Here is a 25,345-nt window from a genome sequence, read left to right as displayed (position 1 = left end):
AGACGTGAGCACCCCCGACCTCCCCCTCGCCGAGAACGGCGGCTGCGGCGACGGCTGCGGCTGCGGCGGAGCCGACGCCGACATGATGGAGTGCGGCCTCGACCCCGCCCTCTCCCAGCTCCTGGCCGACGCGGGGCTCGACCCCGTGGAGGTCGAGGACATCGCGCACATGGCCATCGCCGAGGACCTGGACGGCGGCGTGGACGTCACCACGGTCGCCACCATCCCCGAGGACGCCGTCGCCACCGCCGACTTCACCGCCCGCGAGGACGGCGTCGTGGCGGGCCTGCGCGTCGCCGAGGCCGTGCTCTCCGTGGTCTGCACGGACGAGTTCGAGGTCGAGCGGCACGCTGAGGACGGCGACCGGATCACCGCCGGGCAGAAGCTCCTCAGCGTCACCACCCGCACCCGCGACCTGCTGACCGCCGAGCGCAGCGCCCTCAACATCCTGTGCCGCCTGTCCGGCATCGCGACCGCCACGCGCGCGTGGGCGGACGCGCTGGAGGGGACCACGGCGAAGGTCCGCGACACCCGCAAGACGACGCCCGGCCTGCGCTCCCTGGAGAAGTTCGCCGTCCGCATGGGCGGCGGCGTCAACCACCGCATGTCGCTCTCCGACGCGGCCCTGGTCAAGGACAACCACGTGGTCGCCGCCGGTGGCGTCGCGCAGGCCTTCAAGGCCGTACGGGAGTCCTTCCCCGACCTCGCCGTCGAGGTCGAGGTCGACACCCTGGACCAGCTGCGCGAGGTCGTCGAGGCGGGCGCCGACCTGATCCTCCTGGACAACTTCACGCCCGCCCGGACCGAGGAGGCCGTCGCGATCGTGGGCGGCCGCGCCCTCCTGGAGTCCTCGGGCCGGCTGACCCTGGCGAACGCGCGCGAGTACGCCGCGACGGGCGTCGACTTCCTCGCGGTGGGCGCGCTGACCCACTCGTCGCCGATCCTGGACATCGGCCTCGACCTGCGCGCGGCGGAGTAGTCGCCATGCTGCTCACCATCGACGTAGGCAACACGCACACCGTCCTCGGCCTGTTCGACGGGGAAGAGATCGTCGAGCACTGGCGCATCTCCACCGACGCCCGCCGCACCGCCGACGAACTCGCGGTGCTCCTCCAGGGCCTGATGGGCATGCACCCGCTGCTCGGCGACGAGCTCGGCGACGGCATCGACGGCATCGCGATCTGCTCCACCGTCCCCTCGGTCCTGCACGAGCTGCGCGAGGTCACCCGGCGCTACTACGGAGACGTGCCCGCCGTCCTCGTGGAGCCCGGCATCAAGACCGGCGTCCCGATCCTCATGGACAACCCCAAGGAGGTCGGCGCCGACCGCATCATCAACGCGGTGGCGGCGGTCGAGCTCTACGGAGGGCCCGCCATCGTCGTCGACTTCGGCACGGCGACCACCTTCGACGCGGTCTCCGCGCGCGGGGAGTACGCCGGCGGCGTCATCGCCCCCGGCATCGAGATCTCCGTGGAGGCCCTGGGCGTCAGGGGCGCCCAGCTCCGCAAGATCGAGATCGCCCGCCCGCGCAGCGTCATCGGCAAGAACACCGTCGAGGCCATGCAGTCCGGCATCCTGTACGGCTTCGCGGGCCAGGTCGACGGCGTCGTGACCCGTATGGCGCGCGAACTCGCCGACGACCCGGACGACGTGACCGTCATCGCCACGGGAGGCCTGGCGCCCATGGTGCTCGGCGAGGCCGCGGTGATCGACGAGCATGAGCCGTGGCTGACGCTGATCGGCCTGCGCCTGGTCTATGAGCGGAACGTCTCCCGCTCATAGACGCCGCTCGGCAGCACGCCGTTTCGGCGGCCGGCATTTCCGGCGGCCGGCCTTTTCGGCAGCGTGCCTTTTCTTGGTGGCGCCTCAACTGCCCCTTCGCGCACGGACTTTCGACAAGGCGTGCGCGAAGGGCGCAACCGTTCGTACGCTTCGCTCGTCTCCGCAGAGACGGGGCACGAGTCGGCATGCGAGGGACGTGGGGCGAAATGTGGCGTAAGGGCAGACAGTTGGCGGCTGCGACGGCGGCGATCGCGCTGACCGGGGTCGGTCTCACGAGCGCCACGGCCCGGGCCGCGGACGGCCCCCCGCCCCCCACGCAGCCCTACGCGGTCATCACGGCGCCCGCGCAGATAGCCGTCCCGGCGTCGGGCACAGCCATCGCTCCAGAGGTGGGCTACGGCTTCTCCGACGACGGCGTGGACGGGCTCCCGCTGCCGGAGAACGCCAAGTTGGTGATCGACGCGAGCGGCCTCAAGGGCATCGCCACGATCAAGGCCAAGAACGCCCAGTGCACGACAGACGGCGCCGTCGTCACGTGCCTGGACAACGGCAATCTGCACGGCCCGTTCGAGCCCTTCACGCTCAGCGCGGTCGCCGGCACGAAGCCCGGTGACACCGGAACGCTGCGCTACGAGGTCACGGCCGACAAGGCGACCCCCGACACCGAGACCTCCAAGGTCGTCATCGGCTCTCCGAAGATCCAGGTCGCCGCACTGCCCGCCAGGTCCGGCCTGACGCCCGGCCAGTCCGTCGACTACCCCGTGGTCCTGCGCAACACCGGCGACCTGCCCACCGAACAGATCACCGTCCGCCTCACCGGCAGCCCGGGAGTCACGTTCGCCGGGAAGCACAGCAACTGTCTCTACCTGCCGGGCGACTTCGGCAGGGACGACGCCGACGTGACCTGCGTCTTCAAGACGGCGATCGCCCCGGGTGACACGGTTGGATTCTCCGACCCGCTCGAAGGGTCCCTCGGCAAGGACGCCTTCCACACCTGGACCGACATCACCGCCGAGGCCCTCCCGGCCTCCTCCGGTACGGACACCGGCGGCACCCCCGGCGAGGGCACAGCGCTCACCCTGACCCCCGCCACGGGCAAGGACTTCGCCGACAGCCACCGGGTGACGTACGACGCCGACAACGCCGCCGACCTCCTCGCGGTCGGCGCCGTCCTCGCGCCCGGCGAGAAGGGCTCCACCCACCCGCTCGCCTTCGGCCTGCGCAACGCGGGCCCCGCCGTGGTCGCCCACCCCGACGGCAAGCCCGTGGCCTACGCCGAGGTGACGCTCCCCGAGGGCGTCGTCGCCAAGAGCGTGCGCGTCGACGAGGAGCCCGACGACCAGGCGAGCGGCAACTGCTACACGTACACCGGCGGCAAGACCTCGCCCTTCGAGCCGGGCCACCGCCGCTACCTCTGCCCTGACACCGTCTCCGAGGAGAGCGGCGACGGCCAGATGTACCGCTTCCAGGTCGGCTACGAGAAGGACCTCGCCGCCGGCGCCGCCCGCGGCACGGTCACCGTGCGCCCCGGCGACGGGATCGTCCTGAACGACCCGGACCAGTCGAACGACGAGGCGGCGATCACTGTCGGCGCGTCCTCCTCCCCGTCCCCCTCGCCGTCCCCGTCGGCCTCGGGCGGCTCCGCGACCCCCTCGCCCTCCGCTTCCGCCACGGCCTCCGTGACGTCGGGCGGCTCGGGGACGTCGGGCACGTCCGGGTCCATGGCGGCGACCGGTGCGGGGTTCCTGCCGTGGCTGGCCGCGGCGGCCGCGGCGGCGCTCGGCGTGGGCGCGATCGTGTTCGCCATGTCGCGCCGCCGGGCGGAGTGACCTGGGCGGAGTGCCCCGGGGGCGGGTGACCCGGGGCGAGTGACTCCGGGCTGAGTGGCCTGGGTGGCTGGCCCGGCGGTGAGCCACGCCGCAAATTGGCGGTTAAGCGGATTTTGTCCGTCGTGCTGCGTATCGTCGGCCCATGCCCACGCCCTACGGAAACCGCGGCGGCATGGCGTTCGGCGCTGAAGAGCTGCGTGTGCTCCGACGCGCCCTCGCCATTGCCCTTCACCCCAGTCCCGTCTCCGCCGAGGACATCCAGGACTGCCTCCGGCTCGCCGAATCGGTCGACGCGGCAGCCGACGAAGGCGCCCGCATCCGCGCCTTCCTGCTGGCCGACCTCGCCCGCTACCGGGCCGCCCTGCCCGGCGCCACCACCGGCTATCTGGAACTGCTCGACGAGGCGCTCGCGGCGGGCTACCAGCCCGGCGCCGACGACCTCGCCGCCCTGCGCGCCCTGCGTGCCAACCCCTCCGCCGCCATCCTCCTCGAACGCTGCCGCACGCTCGCCGAGCGCGACGTGCGGGCCAGACTCGAGGGCTGGGCACCGGCGCGCGCGGAAAAACGCGTCGTACAGCCCCGCGTCCCGGCCTCCCGTACCCGGCTGCTCGCCCTGCCCGGAGGCCTCGCCGCCACCGGGAAGCCGGCATCTGCACCCCGGCCCCCGGCGAACCCCCCGGCCCCGCCGCGCCCCATGCCCACCCCGGCCGAGGTCTTCCCGCCCAAGCGCCGCCCCGCGCCCCCAGCGGCCCCGCCGCAGGAGCTCGCCGTCGGATAGCTACTCTGGGGGCATGGACTACGTCTCCGCGCTCGTGCCCCCCGTAGTGATGGCCGTCTTCTTCATCGGTCTCATCGTGACGATCGTGAAGTCCCAGGGCGGCGACAAGAAGGCCAAGGAGGACGCGGCCGTCGACGCGGCGATCGCCCGCGCCGAGGCGGCCCGCCAGACCGGCCCGCAGCTGAGCGACATCTGAGAAGGGCGCCCCACCGGGCGCCCTTTTTGTCGTTATTAGGCGCCGTTCGCCACGTCCGGCGCCCTATTGCCGACTTCTGCCACTAGTGTGCTGCTCGTGCCGCGCCCATTGGGAGAACTCGAAGACGCAGTGATGACACGGGTGTGGAAGTGGAACCGCCCCGCGACGGTTCGCGAAGTCCTGGAAGACCTCCAGCAGGAACGGTCCATCGCCTACACCACGGTCATGACCGTTTTGGACAATCTCCACCAGAAGGGCTGGGTGCGCCGCGAAGCGGAAGGCCGGGCCTATCGATATGAGGCCGTCTCCACTCGCGCCGCCTACTCCGCCGCGCTGATGAACGACGCATGGTCCCAGAGTGACAACCCGGCGGCGGCTCTCGTCGCCTTCTTCGGCATGATGTCGCCGGAACAACGCGAAGCACTGAGCGATGCCGTGCGCATGGTGCAGGGGCCTCAGGCGCAGACCCTCACGACTCGAGAGCCGGAAGGATCTGACGCCGGCCAGGGGCGTGAAGAGCCACAGGACTCCGAACAGCCTGAAGCGCCTGAAGCGTCGGAAGAGCCCGAAGGACCCGGGGAACCGGCCTCGGACGCCGGGCGATAGCGTCCGCTCATGCCAGCACCGCTCCCCGAAGTCACCGCAAAAGCAGTCACCGTGCGCAGGGCGAGGACGGCCGATGTGCCGTCCGTGCGCCGACTCCTCGACGCGTACAGCCGCGAGGGGATCCTCCTCGACAAAGCCACCGTGACGCTTTACGAGGACATCCAGGAGTTCTGGGTCGCGGAACGCGACGACAACGCGGAGGTCGTCGGCTGCGGTGCCCTGCATGTGATGTGGGAAGACCTCGCGGAAGTCCGCACCCTCGCCGTGAATCCGGTGGTCAGGGGCGCGGGCGTCGGTCACCAACTGCTCCAGAAGTTGCTGCAGACCGCGCGCTGGATCGGTGTTCGCCGGGTTTTCTGTCTCACCTTCGAAGTGGAGTTCTTCGCGAACCACGGCTTCGTGGAGATCGGAGAGGCGCCCGTCGATACCATCGACACCGATGTCTACAGCGAGCTCTTGCGTTCCTATGACGAGGGCGTCGCGGAGTTCCTCGGTCTCGAACGAGTGAAACCGAACACCTTGGGCAACAGCCGGATGCTTCTGCATCTGTGATCGCCCCCCGATATTCCTGAGCAGCTCCCTGCCCAGGTGCCCTATGTCCGAAACGCGCATCTTTCCGGGCTTCTCGGGGTCCTTGGTCTCTCCCGGATCTCTCCCAGGGGTTTGTGTTTTTCCAGCAAAAGCGGTTTGCTTTCCGACGTACTGCGTACTGCATATAACAAGGGGACGGCGAATCAACGACTGAGGTCGTGGGGTCCGGCCCTACAGATATCGATGAAAGGAAATCCGGTGGCACAGAAGGTTCAGGTCCTTCTTGTCGACGACCTCGACGGTGGCGAGGCGGACGAGACCGTGACGTTCGCGTTGGACGGCAAGACTTACGAGATCGACCTCACCACCGCCAACGCGGACAAGCTCCGCGGACTTCTTGAGCCGTACCTCAAGGGTGGTCGTCGTACCGGAGGCCGTTCCGCCGGCGGACGCGGCAAGGCGCGCGCCGCGGTGGCCGGCGGCAGCCAGGACACGGCGCAGATCCGTGCCTGGGCCAAGGAGAACGGTTACGAGGTCAACGACCGCGGCCGTGTCCCCGCGTCCATCCGTGAGGCCTATGAGAAGGCCAACGGCTGAGCGCAGGCACGTCGCAACCGGATCCGGTGGCACTGAGTCGCCGCCGTTTCCACCAGCCGTACGAGACCGGGGGCGCCCCCACCGCCCCCTACGGCCGACAGCGCCGTCAGAGCCGGAAGCGTCGGCTCGACGTCGCATCCGGGCTCGGGGGGCCGCACCCAGACAGCGGCCTCCTGCGGGTCCGGCGCTCCCGTGGGCGCGGGCGCGTCGATCCGCCCTCCCGCACCGACCACGGAGAGATCGAGGGGCAGCGCCCCCCACTCCAGCCAGTCGAGCAGCCCCGGCAGCTCCTCCGCGCTGCCTGCGGCCACCAGCAGGCGCATCGTCTCCCCTTGCAGGGCCACCGGACATCCGGGGTCCAGCCGCCGCACTACGGCACGGCCCGCCTCCGCGGGCAGCTCCAGTACGTCGAAGCGCAGCCCCGTCAGCAGCTGAAGGCCCTCGGGGCCCGGCGCGGTGGCCCAACCGAGCGCGTTCTCGTACCACTCCCGCACCGGGTCGCCCGCGTCGAGCGGTCGACGGGGCAGGGGCACGGTGGGCACGATGGAGGCCATGTCCGGAGCAACCGCCGGGAACCCTCATGAGTTACGCAGCGTTGCCAGGCGAGTGCCTAGAGTTTCTCGAATGGGGGCGTGCGGAGGCATTGGGCGGCGCAAGGGTGTTCGCCCGTAGCGGAGGGAACCGGGGCGCGCCGCATGGACTGTCACTCCTGGCGGGTAAGACATCCCTAGTGAGGAGGGGCGACACGTGGGTTCTGGCCCTCTTGCGTTCGCCATCGGCGTACTGATGGTGGGGGTAACTGCCTGGCCTGCGGGAACATCGTCTCGCACCATCGGTGTTGGAGCAGTTGTCGGCCTTCGGGTCAGGAGAACCTCCGAGATGGGGTCCGGGTGTCGGCAGTTGGAATGAGCGGTCCCCGCTTGCGGGACTAAGCTGCGGAAGGACAGGGAGGGGAGCGTCCCCTTACTGCCTGACCGCTCTGAGGAGCGATTAACGATGTTCGAGAGGTTCACCGACCGCGCGCGGCGGGTTGTCGTCCTGGCTCAGGAAGAAGCCCGGATGCTCAACCACAACTACATCGGCACCGAGCACATCCTCCTGGGCCTGATCCACGAGGGTGAGGGTGTCGCCGCTAAGGCCCTGGAGAGCCTCGGGATTTCGCTCGAGGCGGTCCGCCAGCAGGTGGAGGAGATCATCGGTCAGGGCCAGCAGGCTCCGTCCGGGCACATCCCCTTCACCCCCCGTGCCAAGAAGGTCCTGGAGCTGTCGCTCCGCGAGGCGCTTCAGCTGGGTCACAACTACATCGGCACGGAGCACATCCTGCTCGGCCTGATCCGTGAGGGCGAGGGCGTCGCCGCCCAGGTCCTGGTCAAGCTGGGCGCCGATCTCAACCGGGTGCGGCAGCAGGTCATCCAGCTGCTCTCCGGCTACCAGGGCAAGGAGACCGCCGCCGCCGGCGGTCCTGCCGAGGGCACGCCCTCCACGTCCCTGGTCCTCGACCAGTTCGGCCGGAACCTCACGCAGGCCGCCCGCGAATCCAAGCTCGACCCGGTCATCGGGCGCGAGAAGGAGATCGAGCGGGTCATGCAGGTGCTGTCCCGCCGCACTAAGAACAACCCGGTCCTCATCGGCGAGCCCGGCGTCGGCAAGACCGCCGTCGTCGAGGGCCTCGCGCAGGCCATCGTCAAGGGCGAGGTGCCCGAGACCCTCAAGGACAAGCACCTCTACACCCTCGACCTGGGCGCGCTGGTCGCCGGTTCCCGCTACCGCGGTGACTTCGAGGAGCGCCTGAAGAAGGTCCTCAAGGAGATCCGCACCCGCGGCGACATCATCCTGTTCATCGACGAGCTGCACACGCTGGTCGGTGCGGGTGCCGCCGAGGGCGCCATCGACGCCGCTTCGATCCTGAAGCCGATGCTGGCCCGCGGTGAGCTCCAGACCATCGGTGCGACCACGCTCGACGAGTACCGCAAGCACCTGGAGAAGGACGCCGCTCTCGAGCGCCGCTTCCAGCCGATCCAGGTCGCGGAGCCGTCGCTGCCGCACACGATCGAGATCCTCAAGGGTCTGCGCGACCGCTACGAGGCCCACCACCGCGTCTCGATCACGGACGAGGCCCTCGTGCAGGCGGCGACGCTGGCCGACCGGTACATCTCGGACCGCTTCCTGCCGGACAAGGCGATCGACCTGATCGACGAGGCCGGTTCCCGGATGCGCATCCGCCGGATGACCGCGCCGCCGGACCTCCGCGAGTTCGACGAGAAGATCGCGGGCGTGCGCCGCGACAAGGAGTCGGCCATCGACTCCCAGGACTTCGAGAAGGCAGCTTCGCTCCGCGACAAGGAGAAGCAGCTGCTGGCGGCGAAGGCCAAGCGCGAGAAGGAGTGGAAGGCCGGCGACATGGACGTCGTCGCCGAGGTCGACGGCGAGCTGATCGCCGAGGTCCTCGCGACCGCGACCGGCATTCCCGTCTTCAAGCTGACCGAGGAGGAGTCCTCGCGTCTGCTGCGCATGGAGGACGAGCTCCACAAGCGCGTCATCGGTCAGAAGGACGCCGTCAAGGCGCTCTCGAAGGCGATCCGCCGTACGCGTGCCGGTCTGAAGGACCCGAAGCGCCCCGGTGGCTCGTTCATCTTCGCGGGCCCGTCCGGTGTCGGTAAGACCGAGCTGTCCAAGGCGCTCGCCGAGTTTCTCTTCGGTGACGAGGACGCGCTGATCTCCCTCGACATGTCGGAGTTCAGTGAGAAGCACACGGTCTCGCGTCTCTTCGGTTCGCCCCCCGGTTACGTGGGCTACGAAGAGGGCGGCCAGCTGACGGAGAAGGTGCGGCGCAAGCCGTTCTCGGTGGTTCTCTTCGACGAGGTCGAGAAGGCCCACCCGGACATCTTCAACTCGTTGCTGCAGATCCTGGAGGACGGTCGCCTGACCGACTCCCAGGGCCGGGTCGTGGACTTCAAGAACACGGTCATCATCATGACGACCAACCTCGGCACGAGGGACATCTCGAAGGGCTTCAACCTCGGCTTCGCGGCCCAGGGCGACACGAAGTCCAACTACGAGCGCATGAAGAACAAGGTCTCGGACGAGCTCAAGCAGCACTTCCGCCCCGAGTTCCTGAACCGCGTGGACGACGTCGTCGTCTTCCCGCAGCTGACCCAGGACGACATCCTCCAGATCGTCGACCTGATGATCGGCAAGGTCGACGAGCGCCTCAAGGACCGGGACATGGGCATCGAGCTCAGCCAGTCCGCGAAGGAGCTCCTCGCCAAGAAGGGTTACGACCCCGTGCTCGGCGCGCGTCCGCTGCGACGCACGATCCAGCGCGAGATCGAGGACTCGCTCTCCGAGAAGATCCTCTTCGGTGAGCTGCGTCCGGGCCACATCGTGGTCGTCGACACGGAGGGTGAGGGTGACGCCAAGACGTTCACCTTCCGCGGCGAGGAGAAGTCCCCGCTGCCGGACGTCCCGCCGATCGAGCAGGCGGCCGGCGGAGCCGGTCCGAATCTGAGCAAGGAGGCGTAACCCTTCGGGGATGCGCTGAGTCAAAGGGGCTGCCCCAGGACTTCGGTCCTGGGGCAGCCCCTTTGCCGTGCTCCTGTGATTCACCGACCCCAGCGGTGGACGGTGACCTCGGCTTGCGGGAAGAGGGCGGCGTAGACGTCGTCGGCAGCAGGTGCGGCGTCCTCGGCGAAGTAGAGGCCCACGGTGTCTGCGTGCGGGACGGCGGGGGCGAAGCGGGAGACGTGCTCCTTGGTTCCCGCCTCCAGGTGGAGGGTGAGGGCGCGGATTCCTGGCAGCTCGCTGGACGGGCCGTGCGGGGGCAGGAGCCGGCCGCCGAGGGAGAGGTGGGTGAGCGCGGGGTGCCGGGCGAGCTGCTCCCAGTCGCGTGGGCCGAGTGCGGCCGTATCGCTGGACAGGTTCAGCCAGGTCAGCTCAGGGAACGCCGCCAGGCCGTTGAGTCCGGTGGTCTCCGTGGCGCCTCGGCCGAGGATGAGCTGGTCGAGCGGGGCCCCGACCGGCAGGAACGCGGCGAGCGAGTCGCCGGGGACCGGCTGGATGACGCTGAGCGAGGAAAGGCTGGTCACCCGGGACAGGCCGGTGAGGGCCGGCAGCGCGGGCAGGTCGATCACCGACAGATGCCGTAGCCGCATCTCGGCGAGGGGTGCCAGGTCGCGGACCTCGGGGCAGTACATCAGCGACAGGAACTCCAGCGACGGCAGGGCGTGCAGCTCTCGCAGATCCGTCACGTACGGGTTGCTGCGCAGCGTCAGATTCCGTGCGCCCTCAGGGTCCAGGCAGTCCATGACCGTGTCGAGCGGGTGCTCCCCATCGAGGTCGACCCGCGGCCACGGCGGCATCGTCCGCGTCGCCCGCACCTGTTCCTCGCTCCGCACGGTCAGGTCGAGCCCCTCCCGCCCCACATGCGTGAGCACCTCGTCCGCGTACTCCTGGGCGTCGAACCTCCGCCAGGTGCCGACGAGTTGGCGTCGTACGTCGAGCGATGTGTGGGCGCGGAAGCGCTTCAGGACCGGCAGGGAGCCCTCGTGGCCCAGGCGGGAGGCCGTGGTCACCACCGCGTGGGCCTCCTCGTCCGTCAGGTCCTGTGGACCGGGAAGGAGTTCGAGGACGAACGGGCCCGCCTGCGCGAGCTCTTCGGCCTCCTGGGGTGTCCGGGGCGGGATGAGGGCGGCGGCCCGTTCCCGTACCTCTTCGAGGACCTCCTGTTCGACCGCCGAGGCGTCCTGAAGGCTCGCCAGCGCGAGGAGGGTCACGCGCGGGCTGTCGACAGCCAGCAGGCCCCGTAGCAGCGTCGTCCGCTCGCGGGTACGGGCGTGGGCCACGGCCATCCGTATGACGTCCTCCCACTGGGTGTCGCCGGCGTGGCCGAGCAGGACGTCGAGGTGGCCCTCCTCGACCGCGTAGCGCGCGCCCAGGTGGTCGAGGAACGTCCGGTGCGCGAAGTCGACCACCTGCGGGGCGGGGCTGCGCAGGACGCCGCTGCGCAGCAGGAGGTGGCGCAGGATCGTGGGCGCGTCGCCCTGGCGCGCGGCGTCGGGGACGGAGGGCAGGGCGCGTTCTAGGAGGGTGAGCGCGGTGGCCTCGTCCATCTCGGTGCGGCCCGCGAGCACCAGGGCGTAGGCGAGGCGCTGGAGGAGTTCGGTCTGGTCCTCGGTGTCGAGTTCGATGCCGTCGAGGCCCCCCATGCCGCGCCGGCGGTCGCGGTCGGTGAGGAGCATCTGGAGCGCGGCGTCGTACAGGGCCTTGCGGCGCGGCGGGAGATAGCCGCGGCGCGCGCGGTGGAGGGCGCAGATCATCCCGCACATGAGGGGGTTGGTCGCCAGGAGCGACAGGTCCGGCTTGGCGCGCAGGGCGTCCAGAAGCTGTTCCTCGTGCTCGGCCGCGTCGGCGGCCGCGTGCCAGCGCCGCACGAACGCGCCGACCGTCCGACGGCCCATGGGGGCGAGGGACAGCTCGGCGAACCCGCCCCCGGCCAGCCAGTCGGAGCGTACGGCGGTGGGGCGGGCGGTGAGCAGCCAGCGGTTGCCGGGGAAGGCGCGGACGAGGCCGAGCAGCCAGTCGCGCACGCGGTGCCGGTCGGCCGAGGGGACCTCGTCCAGGCCGTCGACCATCACGAGGCCGCGCCCCGCCGTCAGGACGCGCTCGGCCCAGCCGTCGGGCGGGGTGTGCGGGCAGTCGGCGGAGGCGAGGAACGCGGCGGGGGTGGGGAGTCCCGCGGCGCGGATCAGGGTGCGCAGCGGCAGCACGTAGGGGATACGGCCCGTGGTGGTGATCGCCAGCCATTGGATGAGGGTCGTCTTGCCGGAGCCCGCCTCGCCGCGCAGCAGGACCCGGTCGTGGCCGTCGAACGCGTCCTCGGCCCTGACCTGGACCGTCGTGGCTCCCTGGGGCTCGCCGTGCGTGTCCTCGGGGCCGGCCTCGCGAGTGGCTTCAAGGCTCAGGTAGGCGACGTCGAGGGGCCAGACGTCGGGGGAGTCGCGCAGGTCGAGGCCGAAGATGGTGACGCGGTTGTGGCGCTCCGCGAGGTGGGCGCGGTAGCGGGCCTCGAAGGCGGTGTCCTGCCCGTCGCGCGGCGGAGTGCGCGTGATCAGCGCGTCCACCTTGGCGATCAGTTCGGACTGGGCGCGGCTCTGCTCGACCAGGGTGCGGGCAACGAACGTGGAGCGCTGGGTGAAGAAGTGCAGGATGTGCAGGCAGGCCCACTCGGTGACCGAGTCGAGGAAGTAGGCGGCGTCGGTGGTGAGGCCGGGCGCGGGGGCTGCCTCGCGCAGGGTGCGGGCCAGCTGCCGGTGGCCGAGGCGGACCGCCTGGACGTCGTCCATGTCCAGGTCACCGAGGGCGAGGAGCCTGCGGGCGAGGGCGGCCGTGACCGCCTCCTGCTCGTCCGCGGGGAACGGGGGCTCGCCCGGGGACTGCACGGCCTCCCGCACCAGACGGGCGGCGAGGTGCCCGACCTCCTTCTCCCCGAGGGTCCGCTTCTCGCCGCGGAAGGTGACGAGGCCCGAGAGGCGTACGGGCTTGTCCACCAGGCCCGCGCCGGGGCCGTCGCGGGTGAGGAGCTGCTTCACCAGAGGAGAGAGCACGCTCGACGCCAGGCGTGTGCCGAGGACTGCGGGATCCATCTGCGCTTCCCCCCGAAAGGCCGCGAAACCAGGCGCTTCACAGTAGCCCGCGTCACATTCTCGGGTCTCTGGATCTTGCCTCCCGGTGACATGGCGCACAGGCGTTTTGTCCGGTACTAGCCGCAATAGTGGATGCGCTGCGGGGATGGGGGGTTGTTACGGCATCGGCAGGTTCTACCGAAATGTCCGTTTCTTGGATCGGTAGGGCGTGCGGCCGGTGGGGCGCCGGAACGCAGGGGTTCGAAGTGGTCCTAAACCTGGAATCGGGTCATAAAACCGACAGATCGCAGGGGGTCTTCGGGGGCTGTCAAGAGGTTGAAGTCCCGACCTTTCGGTACGGCTTTGGGTAGTAGATGGGGCCTTTGAGTCGAGATGGGTTCCCGGGTTACCAATGAACAGCCAGCCCGGCACGTCACCAGCGAGTGCCGGTCTGTTCCTGTCGTCAACGCGGAGGTAATCCCCGAATGTCGAAGCGCACCATGACTCTTTCTTCCGGCTCGTCCCTGCTCCGTACTCGGGCGGCCGTCGTGACCGCCGCCATGGGAGCCACGGCGCTGCTGGGGGCCGGGGCCGCGGTCGCCGCCGAAAGCACTCAGGGAAGCGTCGCGCTGCCCAGCGTCGCCGCCGCTTCGGTCCAGGCGCAGGCCAAGGCCCAGGCCAAGGCCGCCGAGCGGGCCAAGGTGCACGCCGAGCAGGCCAAGGTGCACGCCGAGCAGGCCAAGGTGCACGCCGCCCAGGTCAAGAAGGCCGCGGCGAAGAAGGCCGCCGGCTGGATAGACCCGGTCAAGAACTACAAGCTGTCCGCGGGCTTCGGCCTCGGCGGCAACATGTGGTCGCACAAGCACTCCGGCCAGGACTTCGCCGTGCCGATCGGCACGAACGTCATGGCCGCCCACGGTGGCACCGTCGTCAAGGCCGGCCCCAACGGCGGCGGCGACGGCCCGGCGTACGGCAACGCCATCGTGATCAAGCACGGCAACGGCACGTACTCGCAGTACGCGCACCTGTCCCGCATCGACGTGCACATCGGCCAGACGGTCTCCACCGGTCAGCACATCGCGCTCTCCGGCAACACGGGTAACTCCAGCGGCCCGCACCTGCACTTCGAGGTCCGCACGACCCCGAACTACGGCTCCGCGGTCAACCCGGTCAACTTCCTGAAGTCGATGGGCGTCGCCGTCTGACCTGCGTGAGCGAGCCCACCTGTGTGGATGGGCTCACCCGCACAGGAAGCTCAGCAGCATGACGGAACTCAGGCGCCTCGCTGTGCCTGGGTGACGAGATCGGTGGCGACCTCGAGGATGGCCTTGCGCTTTTCCTCGGGGTCGCCTTCGACGTCCTTGAGGACGAACAGGCCCGCGTGCATCGAGAAGATCGCGCTGAAGCAGCGGACCCGCTCGGTCAAGGTGGCGTCCTCCGGCAGGAGCTGGTCGAGGAGCGCCTTCATGCGGTCCTTGAAGAGCTCGCCGATGCTCAGCTCGCGCATGGTCGCCTGGTTCTCCTGCATGAAGCGGAACAGCGGCCCCGCCCCGTGCAGTGCCAGGCTGTAGCGCTCCATGAGCTCCTGCTTGGTCTCCAGGGTGTCGGGCTGCTCCCGGCCCCACTCGATCAGCTCGTCGATGGGCCGCGTCAGGTCCTCGAAGAGGCTGACGACGATGTCTTCCTTGGTCTTGAAGTGGTAGTAGAGCGCCGCCTTGGTGACGTCGAGGTGCTCGGCGATCTCGCGCAGCGAGGTCTTCTCGTAGCCCTGCTCGGCGAACAGTTCCAGCGCCACGTCCTGGATGCGCTGCCGCGTGTTTCCGCGGCGCTGCTTGCTGCTGCCCATCTGTGGCTGCTCCTTCGTGCTGGTGGCGGGCCTTGGGCGAAAACTTACTTGACGCCCGGCTAGTTAGCGCTCTATCTTCCCTCAGTGTAGTCAACTTGCCGGGCGGCAAGTAAGTGGTGGCAAGTGAGCAACTGGGGAGTGGGGATCATGGCGGAGACCGGAACAGTGGCGGTGTACACCGGCGGGGGCGGCGCGGCGGCCACCAAGGAGCGGCAGCCGCGCAGCGTGCGCGTAGTCCTGATGGCGTTGATGATCGCGATGCTGCTCGCGATGCTCGACAACATGATCGTCGGCACCGCGATGCCCACGATCGTCGGCGACCTGGGCGGCCTCGAACACCTCTCGTGGGTCGTGACCGCGTACACGCTCGCGACCGCCGCCTCGACCCCCATCTGGGGCAAGGTCGGCGACATGTACGGCAGGAAGGGCGCCTTCCTGACCTCGATCGTGATCTTCCTGATCGGCTCCGCGCTCAGCGGCATGGCCCAGGACATGAACCAGCTCATCGCGTTCCGCGCGATCCAGGGTCTCGGCGCCGGTGGCCTGATGGTCGGTGTCATGGCCATCATCGGTGACCTGATTCCGCCGCGGGAGCGCGGCAAGTACCAGGGCATGATGGCCGGCGTCATGGCGCTCGCCATGATCGGCGGACCGCTCGTCGGCGGCGCCATCACCGACAACTGGGGCTGGCGCTGGTCCTTCTACATCAACCTGCCGCTCGGCCTTGTCGCCCTCGCCATGGTCACCGCGGTCCTGCACCTGCCGAAGAAGCGCTCCAAGGGGAAGATCGACTACCTGGGCGCCGCACTGCTCACCGTCGGCATCACGTCGATCGTGCTCGTGACGACCTGGGGCGGATCGCAGTACGCCTGGGGCTCCGCCGTGATCATGGAGCTCGCCGCGATCGGTGTCGCCGCGCTCGTCGGCTTCCTCTTCGTCCAGTCGAAGGCGGCCGAGCCGATCCTGCCGCTGCACATCTTCCGCAGCCGCAACTTCACGGTGATGTCCCTCATCGGCTTCATCACCGGCTTCGTGATGTTCGGCGCCGTGCTCTTCCTGCCGCTCTACCAGCAGACGGTGCAGGGAGCGAACGCGACCAACTCCGGTCTGCTGCTCCTGCCGATGCTGCTCTCGATGATGGTCGTCTCGCTGGTCGCGGGCCGCGTCACCACCAACACCGGCAAGTACAAGGTGTTCCCGCTGGTCGGCAGCGTGCTGATGGTGGCCGGACTCTTCCTGCTCGCGCAGATGGACACCGAGACCACGCGCCTCACCTCCGGCCTGTACATGGCCGTGCTCGGCGCGGGCATGGGCTGCCTGATGCAGATCACGATGCTGGTCGCGCAGAACAGCGTCGAGATGAAGGACATGGGCGTCGCCTCGTCCTCCACGACCCTGTTCCGTACGCTCGGCTCCTCCTTCGGCGTCGCGATCATGGGCGCGCTCTTCAACAACCGCGTCCAGGACGTGATGGCCGAGCGGGCCGGGGCGATGGGCGGCAAGGTCGCGGAGCATTCCACACAGCTGACGGCCGAGGGCCTGGCCAAGCTGCCGGACGCGGTGCGCGACGCCTACCTGCACGCGGTGTCGGCCGGTACGCACTCGGCGTTCCTGCTCGGTTCGATCATCGCGATTCTGGCGCTGATCGCGGCGGTCTTCGTGAAGGAGGTGCCGCTGCGTGGCGCGGGCCCCGACAAGGAGGCGTCGAGCTCTCCCGAGGCCGCGGGTCCGGCGGACGCGCAGCCGGCCGACATGGCCAAGGCCGGTACGGCCACGGCCGACGCGGCAGCGAACGGTACGGCGACGGCCGACGCGAGGCCGGTCGAGGAGGTCGCGGCCGGGGACGCCGCGGCGGACGGCAGGACGGTCTCCGAGACCGTCTGAGCGGGTCGTCCCGATCCTCCTCGGCTTGTGTGAAGGCCCCCGGTGCGCTGATGTGCACCGGGGGCCTTCGCCGTGCCGAGGCCGTTGTCAGTGGGGCGTGCCAGCATCGGTGACGTGGAGAAATTGCGGCAGCTGCGGCTCGCCAAGGACGCGATGGACCGCGACTGGGCCGAGGCCGAGCTCGACCTGGACGCGGTGGCGGCCCATGCCGGTTATTCGCGGTACCACTTCGTGCGGTGCTTCAAGGAGGCGTACGGGGAGACACCGGGGCAGTATCTGACGCGCCGTCGGATCGAGCGGGCCGAGGAGATGCTGAGATCGGCGGACCTGTCGGTCACGGAGATCTGCGGCCTCGTGGGATTCAGCAGCCTGGGCACGTTCTCGTCCCGGTTCAAGAGACAGACGGGCCTGACACCGAGCGAGTACCGGGCGAAGCACGTGGGGCGCGGGGCGGCGCTCATCCCCGGGTGTTACGCGATGTTGTGGGCCGGCGGCTTCCCCGGCAGAGGGCCGTCCGGGAGTGCGGGGCAGGGGGCCGGCGAGGGGCGCAATTCTGGAGAAGCGGAGGCGGGGGGTGACTGCCTACGGTGACAGGGCACGGCCGGATTCGCCGGCGCGTGGCCCGACCACTGCGGAGCGCATCATGATCAAGGGACTCGCCATTTCCACCGTCTGGGTTCTCGACCAGGACCGGGCCAAGGAGTTCTACACCGCGAAGCTGGGGCTCGAGGTGCGTACGGACATGACCATGGGCGAGGGCGGTATGCGCTGGCTGACCGTGGGCGCCAAGGACCAGCCCGACGTCGAGCTGACGCTGATGGTGCCCGGGGTGCCCGCGATGGACCCCGAGTCGGCCGAGGCGGTGAAGAAGCTGGTCTCCAAGGGCATTCTCGGGGCCGGAGTCCTGGTCACGGACGACATCCACGGGGACTACGAGCGGCTCAAGGGGCGCGGGGTGCAGTTCCTCCAGGAGCCGCAGGAGCGCCCGTACGGGACCGAGGCGATCTTCCGCGACGACTCCGGGAACTGGTTCTCGTTCACGCAGCGCAACGAGGGGCTCGACCTCGACAAGGAGTGGGCCACCAGCTGAGGGCTCCCGTTCCTTGAGGCCTCTCGTTCGGAGCCGCCCTCAGTCCGGCAGGCGCAGCATCGGGAAGCTTCCCGTGTTCGTCGGTGCGTGCTCCGGCAGCCACAGCACCGCGACCGCCCCCTCGGACGGAGTCGTTGAAGGAGCCCCCGGCGGGCGCACGTTGCGGAACGTGAGGCGGGCGCCGAGCACGCGCGCCTGACCCGCAGCGATCGTGAGGCCGAGACCGTGCCCGTGGCCCGCGCGGTCCGCCGCGCCCGTACGGAAGCGGCTCGGCCCCTCGTCGAGCAGCTCCTCCGGGAACCCGGGCCCGTGATCGCGCACGCGCACCACCCGGCCCTCGACGCTGACCTCGACCGGCGGCTTGCCGTGCTTCGCGGCGTTGGCGAGGAGGTTGAAGAGGATGCGTTCGAGGCGGCGCGGGTCGGTGGTGACCTCCGACTCGTGCACCACGCTCACCCGTACGTCCGCGTGGCGCGCGCCGACCCGCCGCGTCACGAACTCGCCCAGCAGCAGGTCCTGGAGCTCGGCGCGCTCGGCCGCGCTGTCCAGACGCGCCACTTCGAGCACGTCCTCGACGAGGGTGCGCATCGCCTGGGCCCGGTCCTTGACCAGCTCGCTCGGGCGTCCGGGCGGCAGCAGCTCGGCCGCGGTGAGCAGTCCGGTCACCGGCGTACGCAGCTCGTGCGCGATGTCCGCGGTGACCCGGCGCTCGGCCTCGAGGCGCTGCTTCAGGGCGTCGGCCATCGCGTCGACGGCCTGCGCGAGATCGTCGGTCTCGTCGCGTACGACGCCGCCGATGGCGTCCCCGACCCGTACGTCGGTCCGCCCCTGCGCGACCTCCCTGGCCGCGGACGCCGCCTTGCGCAGGCGCCGTGACACCTGGCCACCGATGAGCACGCCGAGGGCGCACCCGCCGAAGACCACCGAGATCGAGCCGATGATCAGGGCCTGGTCGAGGTCCTTCATGACGGTGGCGCTGCGGTCGGTGAAGCGGGTGTGCACGGACAGCAGGCGCCCGTCGCCGAGCGGGACCGCGGCCCAGATGTCGGGTACGCCGCCGACCTGCTCGGAGACGAAAGTGGCGCGCCGCCCGGCCATCGCCTTCTTGCGCAGGTCAGGGGGTATGCCCGGGTCGTCGACCTTGAAGCCGACAGGGAGGCCGCGCCCGGTGGCCTCGTACTGGCGCGCCACGAACTGGATGCGTTCGTCCTGCACGTCGCGCGCGTTGTCCAGCATCGAGACGCGCGCCGCGTTGTGCACGACCAGGCTCAGGGCGACAGCGACGAGCGCCCCCACCAGGGCGATGGCGACGCTGATTTTCCAGCGGACCCCGGTGTGCAGCGCCGGGCGCAGCCGTCTCAGCGGCAGCCGCAGCGGCTGCCCGAGCCGGGCGCGCACGGTCGCGGCGGCCCCCCTCATATCCCGATCCCGTTCCTCGTCAGACAGCGAATGACCCGGCCGGCACACATACCGACCGGGTAAACGGCTCTCCGGACACCCGGCCCGGACAAGCCACCCGGTCCCGACAAGCCACTCGGCCCCGACACGACACCCCGCCCCGGCACGGCCCGTCAGGCCTTGAGCTTGTAGCCGAAGCCGCGGACCGTTTCGATCCGGTCCTGGCCGATCTTCGTGCGCAGCCGCTGCACATGGACGTCGACGACGCGGGTGTCCCCGCCCCAGCCGTAGTCCCACACGCGTTCGAGGAGCTTGTCGCGGGAGAGGACCGTGCCGGGCGCGGACGAGAACTCCAGGAGCAGCCGCATCTCGGTCGGCGTCAGCGCGACCGTGGCCCCGTCCTTGCGGACCTCCATGCCCTCGGTGTCGATCTCCAGATCGCCGAAGTGCAGGACACTGCCGGTCGCGCCGGAGTTGCCGGCGACGGCCGGCGCCGCGCCGGACGCCGATCCGCTCGCGTGCCCGAAGCGCCGCAGGACGGCCCGGATCCGCGCCACGAGGACGGCCCCGTCGAACGGCTTGGTCACGTAGTCGTCCGCGCCGGCCTCCAGGCCGAGCACCACGTCGATCGAGTCGGCCCGCGCCGACAGCATGATCACGGGGACGGTGGACTCGTCACGGATGCGGCGGCACAGGCTCACGCCGTCCAGGCCGGGCACCATCACGTCGAGCAGCGCGATGTCGGGCCGGTTCGCGCGGAACGCCTCCAGGCCCGCGAGCCCGTCCGGCATGGCTGTGACCACGAAGCCGTCCCGCTCGAGGGCGAGCTGGGTGGCCTCGCGGATGACGTCGTCGTCCTCGACGAAGAGGACGTGGGTGTGCTCTGCCATCCGAATCCGCTGCTCCTGATACGTCGTCCGAAAAGTGGTCTGGTCCGTCATCTGCATGGTCGGGGCTGTCCGGCCCGCCGCTCAGTTGTCGGACGGCTCGGGCGTGTCCCCGTTCACCGCGTTGCTGTAGTCGTTGTGCGTCCTGGCCTGCTCGACGAACCGGCCGGTGGTCCAGCGGTACGTCAGGACGTCCTCACCCGAGGGATACGCCACCGAGTCGCCCTTCTCGTACACCTGCTTGGTGACGACGAGGTCGCCCCGGTCTATCTCCGCGTACACCGGAGGCTCCTCGGCCTTGAAGACGTTCTCGTACTTCCCGCCGGTGTCGCGGTACACGTAGCTGCCGATGCTGACGGCGTCTCCGCAGGTCATGACGTTGACCACGACGTCGCTCGACGTGTTCCCCGTCAGGTTCCCGTAGGACACGTCGACCGGGTACTCGTGCCCCACGCAGGGCTTGAGGTCGCGCTTGACCTCCGTGCTCACCGCCGGGTCGTCCTTGACGAGCCGGACCGCGTTCACCGTCTTGGGCGCGGGGGAGGACGGGGAGGACGACACGGCCTTCGGGGCGGCCGAGGGCCCCGGGTCGGAGCGGGCGGGCCCTTCGTCGCGGGCGCCCGTGCCGCCGGCCGAGCAGGCCGTGAGGGCGCCGAGGAAAAGGCCGATGGCGGCGAGCGCGGCCACCGCCGTACTCCCCGCCTTCAGGACCCGACCGGCACGTATGCCTAGGCCGCGCAACGCTCCGTCTCCTCCCGTTCGAGCACGCGGTGGCCGGACTCGTGGCGGTCCCGGCTCTCCAGCTCCTCGCGGAGCCGGGCCAGCGCCCGGTGCAGCGTGCTCTTCACGGTTCCGGCCGACATGCCGAGGGCGGCGGCCGTCTCCTCTGTGGACATCTGCTCCCAGTGTCGCAGCACCACCACGCTGCGCTGCTTGGGAGCCAGCACCTTCATGATGTCCGTGAGGAGCGCGCGGTCGGCGTGCTGCTCGGTCGAGTCGTCGATGCTCGCGTCGGGCAGCTGCTCGGTGGGCACCTCTTCGAGCTTGCGGGCGCGCCACCACTCCGTACGCGTATTGATCATGACGCGGCGCAGATAGGCGTCCGCGAGGCGCTTGTCGGCTATGCCGTCCCAGCGGCCGAACGTCCGCACCAGCGCCGTCTGGAGCAGGTCCTGGGCGTCGACAGGGTCCGGCACGAGGCGCCGGGCGCTGCGCAGCAGGGCGTCCTGCCGAGTGCGGACGTACTCCTCGAACTCGAGCACCTCGCCGTGCGCCATGCCAACCGCCTCCCGTTCGCGAACCGTTCGCGCTTTCCCTGTCCGTCACCTGTAGGTGATCGGTACACGGGAGAAGCTACGGAGGCGTTGTCACGGGGTTGTCCGCTTCAGCCTGCGGAGGGCGCACGGCTGGCCGTCGGTTGTGTAACAGACGTAAGTCGTGGGTAAACCCGTACGCCCGTCAACTCAGCGGCAGCCGGTAGAAACCGTCCGGCAGCGGCTCCACGAGCCCGTCCGCCACGAGCCCGTCGAGGGCGCGCGCCCGCTGCACCGGCTCGTCCCACACGCGGTCCAACGCCGCCTGGGGAACCGGCGACACGGCTTCCCGCAGCACGGCCAGCAGCTTCCCGCGCACCTGCCGGTCCGTGCCCGCGTACGCCTGCCCGCGGCGCGGCGGACCCACGTGGTCGGGCTTGCCGGCGAGCCGCCACGCGCACTGGGCGGCGATGGGGCAGCGGTGGCAACTCTCGTTCTTCGCCGTGCAGATGAGGGCGCCGAGCTCCATGGAGGCGGCGGCCCACCGCGAGGCCGTCGACTCCTGCTCGGGCAACAGGGAGCGGGCGAGCTTGCGTTCGGCCGCGGTCGTGGCGTTCGGCGGGTACTGCACACCGCTCACGGCCCGCGCGAACACGCGCCGTACGTTCGTGTCGAGGACGGCGTGCCGCTGCCCGTACGCGAAGGAGGCCACGGCGGCGGCCGTGTACTCGCCGATGCCGGGCAGCGCGAGCAGTTGCGAGTGAGCGGAGGGTACGTCGCCGCTGTGCCGCTCCGTTATGGCGACGGCGGCGCCGTGCAGCCGCAGCGCGCGGCGGGGATAGCCGAGCCTGCCCCAGGCGCGCACGGCCTCGCCGGGCGCCTCCTTGGCCAGATCGGCGGGGCGCGGCCACCGCGCGAGCCACTGCTCGTACACGGGGAGGACGCGGCTCACCGGCGTCTGCTGGAGCATGAACTCGCTGACCATCACGCCCCAGGGACCCGCGTCGGGGCGGCGCCACGGCAGGTCGCGGGCATTCTCCGCGAACCAGTCGATGACGGGAGCGTGCAGGGACTCGGTGCTGGTGTTCGTGGGCGCAGTCATGGCAGGACGATCCTGCCATGGGGAGCGGGGACGGCGTGGCGGCGCTGTGACGCAAACGGGTTGGCTCGGCCTCGTTCGCTTGACGCGCACCCTGACGATCGGCAGGGGCGGCGACCCGGCCGGCGCTTGTACCTTCGGCAGATGTGAGACCTCCAGCCCGCAGTACGGGCCCCTGCTCTGGGCGGCCCTGGCCGTCCCCGGCCCCGTCGCCGCCGCTGAGCGCCTCGGCCTGGAGCGAAGCCCGCTGTGGGCGCAGTTCACCGGCCTCGCGGCGCTCGCCGCCGCGACAGCCCTGCACCGCACCAGCAGGCACGACAGACCAGGTGCAGGCACAGAAGCGGGAGGGGGCGAGATGTCCGAGTCCTGCTGGCGGACGACGAGGCGATGATCCGGGCGGGCGTGAGCGCGATCCTCGCGGCGGGCGGCGACTTCGAGGTGGTGGCGGAGGCGGCGGACGGCCGCGAGGCGGTGAGCCTGGCGCAGGCCCACCCCCCCCGACGTGGCGCTCCTGGACATCCGTATGCCGCGCCTGGACGGCCTGGCGGCGGCGGAGGAGATGGTACGAGGCCTGCCGGGCGCGGCGGTGGCGATGCCGACGACGTTCTCGGAGGACGCGTACGTGGCGTGCCCTGGCCGGCGGGGCCACCGGATTCCTCCTCAAGCCCGGTGACCCGCATGAACTGATGGCGGGGGTCAGAGCGGTGGCGGACGGCGCCGCGTTCCTGTCACCGAAGGTGGCGCGTCACGTCATCGACGGCTTCGGGGCACAGCGCCTGGGCCGAGAGACAGCGGTCAGGGCCCGCGTGGCCGCGCTCACCCCACGCGAACGGCAGGTGCTGGGCCTGGTGGGCGCGGGCCTCTCGAACCCGGAGATCGCGTGCCGCCTGCACCTGGTGGAGGGCACGGTGAAGGCCTACGTGCGCGCGGTCCCGGACCGTCTGGAGGTCAGGAACAGAGTGCAGGCGGCCATCGTGGCGTACGAGGCGGGCCTGGTCTGATCACCGTCGATGACCGCCGACGGCCGCATACCCGCTCACCGCCCCCGCCCCGGCGAACCAGCGGACAACCCCGCTCCCGGACCCCCGCATGGCCACGACGACCCGAGCCCCACTCCCCGCACAGAGCCGCACCACGACGAACGAGACAAGGGCCCCGACCGCCAGCCCCACCGCCACGTCGTGCGGGTAGTGGACGCCGACGAAGACGCGGGAGAAGGCCATGAGGAGGGCGAGAGGGATGGTGAGCCGGCCGATGGCGGGCCAGGCGAGGATGAGGCCGACGGCGGCGGCGGCCGCGATGGTGGCGTGGTTGCTGGGGAACGACCAGTCGCCATGAGGCGGACACGCGACAAGAGAGGTCAGGGCGCCGGAAACGGCCCGGCAGGGACGCTCTTCGTCGACACCGGACTTGACCAGCTCGCTGCACGCATAGGCGACGCCGGTGGCCAGAGGGGCGAGCACCGCGACGGCCAGGGCCTGTGGATCACCGCGCCGGGCCCGCCACCAGGCGGCGACGAAGAGCACGGCGAAGACCAACAGCCCCAGCTCGGTGAACACCTCCATGAGGTGCTGGAACCACGACGGGGTGTCGTGGGCGAAGCCGGTGATGTCGCGATAGAGGCCGGAGTCGAAGATTCCCATGACACGGACCGTACGTAATGCCCCAGCACCATCACATCCCGCGATGGTCTCGTCCCGTACCTGACGAAAGACAGGGGGTTGTCCCCGCGCCGAAACCGCCGCCCGGGACTATGATCCGCAAAACTCAGGGGCCGTGGCGGCGGGTGGGGGCGGGAGAACGGACGGATCTCTCGTACAGTTTGCGCCGTGGGATCTCTGCGCAATCCGATCGGGCCGCTTCCCTCCACCATTTACTGGCGACGGAGGGCCGTTCTGCTGTCCATGGTGGCGCTGCTCGCGCTGCTGATCGTATGGGCCGTCAACTCCGGTGGCGGAGGGAGCAAGACCGGCGCCGGTGGCTCGAACGGCAAGGACACCGCGCCCTCCTCCATCACGCCCGGCCCCTCCGGGTCCGGACCGGCGATCAGCCAACACCCGGGCGGCCGCGACGAGTCGGGCGCCGGTGGTGACGACGGCTCCTCCGACGGCGCCAACGGCGACGCTTCGGGCTCGGGCTCCGGCTCGGCCGGCTCAGGGGCGGGATCCGACGACGGCGCGAAGGGCGGCACCGGCGCGGGCGACCGGCTCCCCGCGGGCTCAAGCCTCCCCGACTGCACGACAGGCGGCGTGACGCTGACGCTGCGCAGCGTCCACAACTCGTACGCGCCGGGCGAGAAGCCGAAGTTCGAGCTGGCCGCCAAGAACACGACGGCGAAGGACTGCAAGGTCGATCTGGGCCCGAAGAGCGCGGTCCTGACGATCACTCAAGCGTCCAGCGACACCGAGATCTGGTCCTCCGCGGACTGCCCCAAGGGCGCCGGCAGCGTCCTGCTGCGCGTACCGGCAGGCGCCCACATCACGCAGACCATCGAGTGGGACCGCAAGGCCAGCGCCCCCGAGTGTGCAACCCCGAAGACGGGCCCGGCAACGCCAGGCACCTACCTGGTAGAGGCAAAGGCACCCCAACTCCCCAAGGCTCAGGCATCCTTCGTACTGGCCAAGGACTGACACCACCAGCCCTCTGACGAAACGATCAGCGGGAACCCACGCGCCCAGAGGCACGGGCCAACGAGCGCCCCACTGGCGATCGGCCGCGTACGAGACGGACGGTCCAGCGAGCGCCCCACCGGATCAGCCGCGTGCGAAACGGGACGGGCCAACACGCGCTTCACCGGCCGGCGGCCGCGTACGAAACGGGAGGGGCCGTGGCGGGATGTGCGCGCGGAGCCACCAGCACCACGTACAGGTAATCAGCTGGGTGACGAGGCCCCGTAGAACAGCGAGCACGTACATCCCGGCGCGGTCCCGCGCCCGAAGACGGCGGGGC

At 70.3% G+C, this 25,345-nt stretch carries 23 protein-coding genes and 1 pseudogene; 15 read left to right on the top strand and 9 right to left on the bottom strand.

The features are described 5' to 3' along the window. Positions 1-4 precede the first annotated feature (4 nt). The 8 genes from nadC to OG456_RS16265 all read left to right on the top strand — a co-directional run bounded on the left by nadC (position 5) and on the right by OG456_RS16265 (position 6,319). Entirely contained in the window at positions 5-979 is a 975-nt protein-coding gene (nadC, locus tag OG456_RS16300) for a carboxylating nicotinate-nucleotide diphosphorylase (protein ID WP_266561617.1), read from the top strand. A 5-nt stretch (positions 980-984) separates the two neighbouring features. Further along, positions 985-1,782 carry a type III pantothenate kinase gene (locus OG456_RS16295; RefSeq protein WP_100597731.1) on the top strand — a complete coding sequence of 266 codons (798 nt, stop codon included), beginning with the start codon at positions 985-987 and terminating at the stop codon, positions 1,780-1,782. A 227-nt stretch (positions 1,783-2,009) separates the two neighbouring features. Then, positions 2,010-3,611 (top strand): hypothetical protein, encoded by a 1,602-nt coding sequence (locus OG456_RS16290; protein WP_266561612.1) that lies wholly within the window; start codon positions 2,010-2,012, stop codon positions 3,609-3,611. A gap of 142 nt (positions 3,612-3,753) precedes the next feature. After that, entirely contained in the window at positions 3,754-4,389 is a 636-nt protein-coding gene (locus tag OG456_RS16285) for a hypothetical protein (RefSeq protein WP_266561610.1), read from the top strand. 13 nt (positions 4,390-4,402) lie between these two features. Beyond that, positions 4,403-4,585 (top strand): hypothetical protein, encoded by a 183-nt coding sequence (locus OG456_RS16280; protein ID WP_266561608.1) that lies wholly within the window; start codon positions 4,403-4,405, stop codon positions 4,583-4,585. A 96-nt stretch (positions 4,586-4,681) separates the two neighbouring features. Then, positions 4,682-5,191: a BlaI/MecI/CopY family transcriptional regulator gene (locus OG456_RS16275; RefSeq protein ID WP_266569281.1), complete on the top strand. Its 510-nt coding sequence runs from the start codon at positions 4,682-4,684 to the stop codon at positions 5,189-5,191. Positions 5,192-5,200: 9 nt separating this feature from the next. Next, positions 5,201-5,743, top strand: a complete 543-nt coding sequence (locus OG456_RS16270) for an amino-acid N-acetyltransferase (protein ID WP_266561606.1) — start codon at positions 5,201-5,203, stop codon at positions 5,741-5,743. 237 nt (positions 5,744-5,980) lie between these two features. After that, positions 5,981-6,319 (top strand): Lsr2 family protein, encoded by a 339-nt coding sequence (locus OG456_RS16265; RefSeq protein ID WP_100597736.1) that lies wholly within the window; start codon positions 5,981-5,983, stop codon positions 6,317-6,319. Here the strand turns inward: OG456_RS16265 and OG456_RS16260 are convergent. After that, complete coding sequence (locus OG456_RS16260) at positions 6,298-6,873, bottom strand: SCO3374 family protein (protein WP_266561603.1); 576 nt, start codon at positions 6,871-6,873, stop codon at positions 6,298-6,300. The two genes, OG456_RS16265 and OG456_RS16260, sit on opposite strands and share 22 nt — an antisense overlap. Before the next feature lie 442 nt (positions 6,874-7,315). On the opposite strand from OG456_RS16260, the gene OG456_RS16255 reads away from it, so the two are divergent. Next, positions 7,316-9,841, top strand: coding sequence for an ATP-dependent Clp protease ATP-binding subunit (locus OG456_RS16255; RefSeq protein WP_116511469.1), 2,526 nt, complete (start codon positions 7,316-7,318; stop codon positions 9,839-9,841). An 80-nt stretch (positions 9,842-9,921) separates the two neighbouring features. Here OG456_RS16255 and OG456_RS16250 read toward each other — a convergent pair whose 3' ends face one another. Then, entirely contained in the window at positions 9,922-12,960 is a 3,039-nt protein-coding gene (locus OG456_RS16250) for an NACHT domain-containing NTPase (RefSeq protein WP_266561567.1), read from the bottom strand. A 464-nt stretch (positions 12,961-13,424) separates the two neighbouring features. Here OG456_RS16250 and OG456_RS16245 point away from each other — a divergent pair, with 464 nt between their 5' ends. Continuing rightward, positions 13,425-14,144 carry a M23 family metallopeptidase gene (locus OG456_RS16245; protein ID WP_266561565.1) on the top strand — a complete coding sequence of 240 codons (720 nt, stop codon included), beginning with the start codon at positions 13,425-13,427 and terminating at the stop codon, positions 14,142-14,144. A 68-nt stretch (positions 14,145-14,212) separates the two neighbouring features. Here the strand turns inward: OG456_RS16245 and OG456_RS16240 are convergent, their stop codons facing one another. Next, positions 14,213-14,785 (bottom strand): TetR/AcrR family transcriptional regulator, encoded by a 573-nt coding sequence (locus OG456_RS16240; protein WP_266561563.1) that lies wholly within the window; start codon positions 14,783-14,785, stop codon positions 14,213-14,215. A gap of 147 nt (positions 14,786-14,932) precedes the next feature. Here OG456_RS16240 and OG456_RS16235 point away from each other — a divergent pair, with 147 nt between their 5' ends. The 3 genes from OG456_RS16235 (at position 14,933) to OG456_RS16225 (ending at position 17,759) form a co-directional block, all read left to right on the top strand. Further along, a complete protein-coding gene (locus OG456_RS16235) occupies positions 14,933-16,669 on the top strand; it encodes an MDR family MFS transporter (RefSeq protein WP_266561561.1) in 1,737 nt (578 codons plus the stop codon). Between the two features lie 90 nt (positions 16,670-16,759). Further along, the gene (locus tag OG456_RS16230) at positions 16,760-17,260 is read left to right on the top strand and encodes a helix-turn-helix transcriptional regulator (protein WP_266561559.1); all 501 of its coding nucleotides are present in this window, start codon (positions 16,760-16,762) and stop codon (positions 17,258-17,260) included. A 52-nt stretch (positions 17,261-17,312) separates the two neighbouring features. After that, on the top strand, positions 17,313-17,759 hold the full coding sequence (locus OG456_RS16225; RefSeq protein WP_266561557.1) for a VOC family protein: 447 nt from the start codon (positions 17,313-17,315) through the stop codon (positions 17,757-17,759). Positions 17,760-17,798: 39 nt separating this feature from the next. Here OG456_RS16225 and cseC read toward each other — a convergent pair whose 3' ends face one another. The 5 genes from cseC to OG456_RS16200 form a co-directional block, all read right to left on the bottom strand. Next, positions 17,799-19,178: a two-component system sensor histidine kinase CseC gene (gene cseC, locus OG456_RS16220; RefSeq protein WP_266561555.1), complete on the bottom strand. Its 1,380-nt coding sequence runs from the start codon at positions 19,176-19,178 to the stop codon at positions 17,799-17,801. 152 nt (positions 19,179-19,330) lie between these two features. After that, entirely contained in the window at positions 19,331-20,047 is a 717-nt protein-coding gene (gene cseB / locus OG456_RS16215) for a two-component system response regulator CseB (protein ID WP_266561553.1), read from the bottom strand. An 81-nt stretch (positions 20,048-20,128) separates the two neighbouring features. Next, entirely contained in the window at positions 20,129-20,785 is a 657-nt protein-coding gene (locus tag OG456_RS16210) for a hypothetical protein (RefSeq protein WP_266561551.1), read from the bottom strand. Then, on the bottom strand, positions 20,773-21,321 hold the full coding sequence (locus OG456_RS16205) for a SigE family RNA polymerase sigma factor (RefSeq protein WP_266561549.1): 549 nt from the start codon (positions 21,319-21,321) through the stop codon (positions 20,773-20,775). Before OG456_RS16205 ends, OG456_RS16210 begins: the two co-directional genes overlap by 13 nt. A 181-nt stretch (positions 21,322-21,502) precedes the next feature. Next, complete coding sequence (locus tag OG456_RS16200) at positions 21,503-22,399, bottom strand: A/G-specific adenine glycosylase (protein ID WP_266561547.1); 897 nt, start codon at positions 22,397-22,399, stop codon at positions 21,503-21,505. 384 nt (positions 22,400-22,783) lie between these two features. On the opposite strand from OG456_RS16200, the pseudogene OG456_RS16195 reads away from it, so the two are divergent. Then, positions 22,784-23,397 (top strand): annotated as a pseudogene (locus OG456_RS16195) (response regulator). Here the strand turns inward: OG456_RS16195 and OG456_RS16190 are convergent. Next, a complete protein-coding gene (locus tag OG456_RS16190; RefSeq protein ID WP_266561545.1) occupies positions 23,398-24,039 on the bottom strand; it encodes a phosphatase PAP2 family protein in 642 nt (213 codons plus the stop codon). It lies immediately after the preceding pseudogene. Positions 24,040-24,225: 186 nt separating this feature from the next. On the opposite strand from OG456_RS16190, the gene OG456_RS16185 reads away from it, so the two are divergent. Continuing rightward, positions 24,226-25,026, top strand: coding sequence for a hypothetical protein (locus tag OG456_RS16185; RefSeq protein ID WP_266561543.1), 801 nt, complete (start codon positions 24,226-24,228; stop codon positions 25,024-25,026). Positions 25,027-25,345: the final 319 nt, after the last annotated feature.

Origin of the sequence: Streptomyces sp. NBC_01446 (assembly GCF_026340095.1) — a bacterium.
GTDB lineage: Bacteria > Actinomycetota > Actinomycetes > Streptomycetales > Streptomycetaceae > Streptomyces > Streptomyces aureus.
The sequence above is the reverse complement of the archived record's forward strand: the minus strand, read 5'-3'. Positions and strand labels throughout refer to the sequence as shown.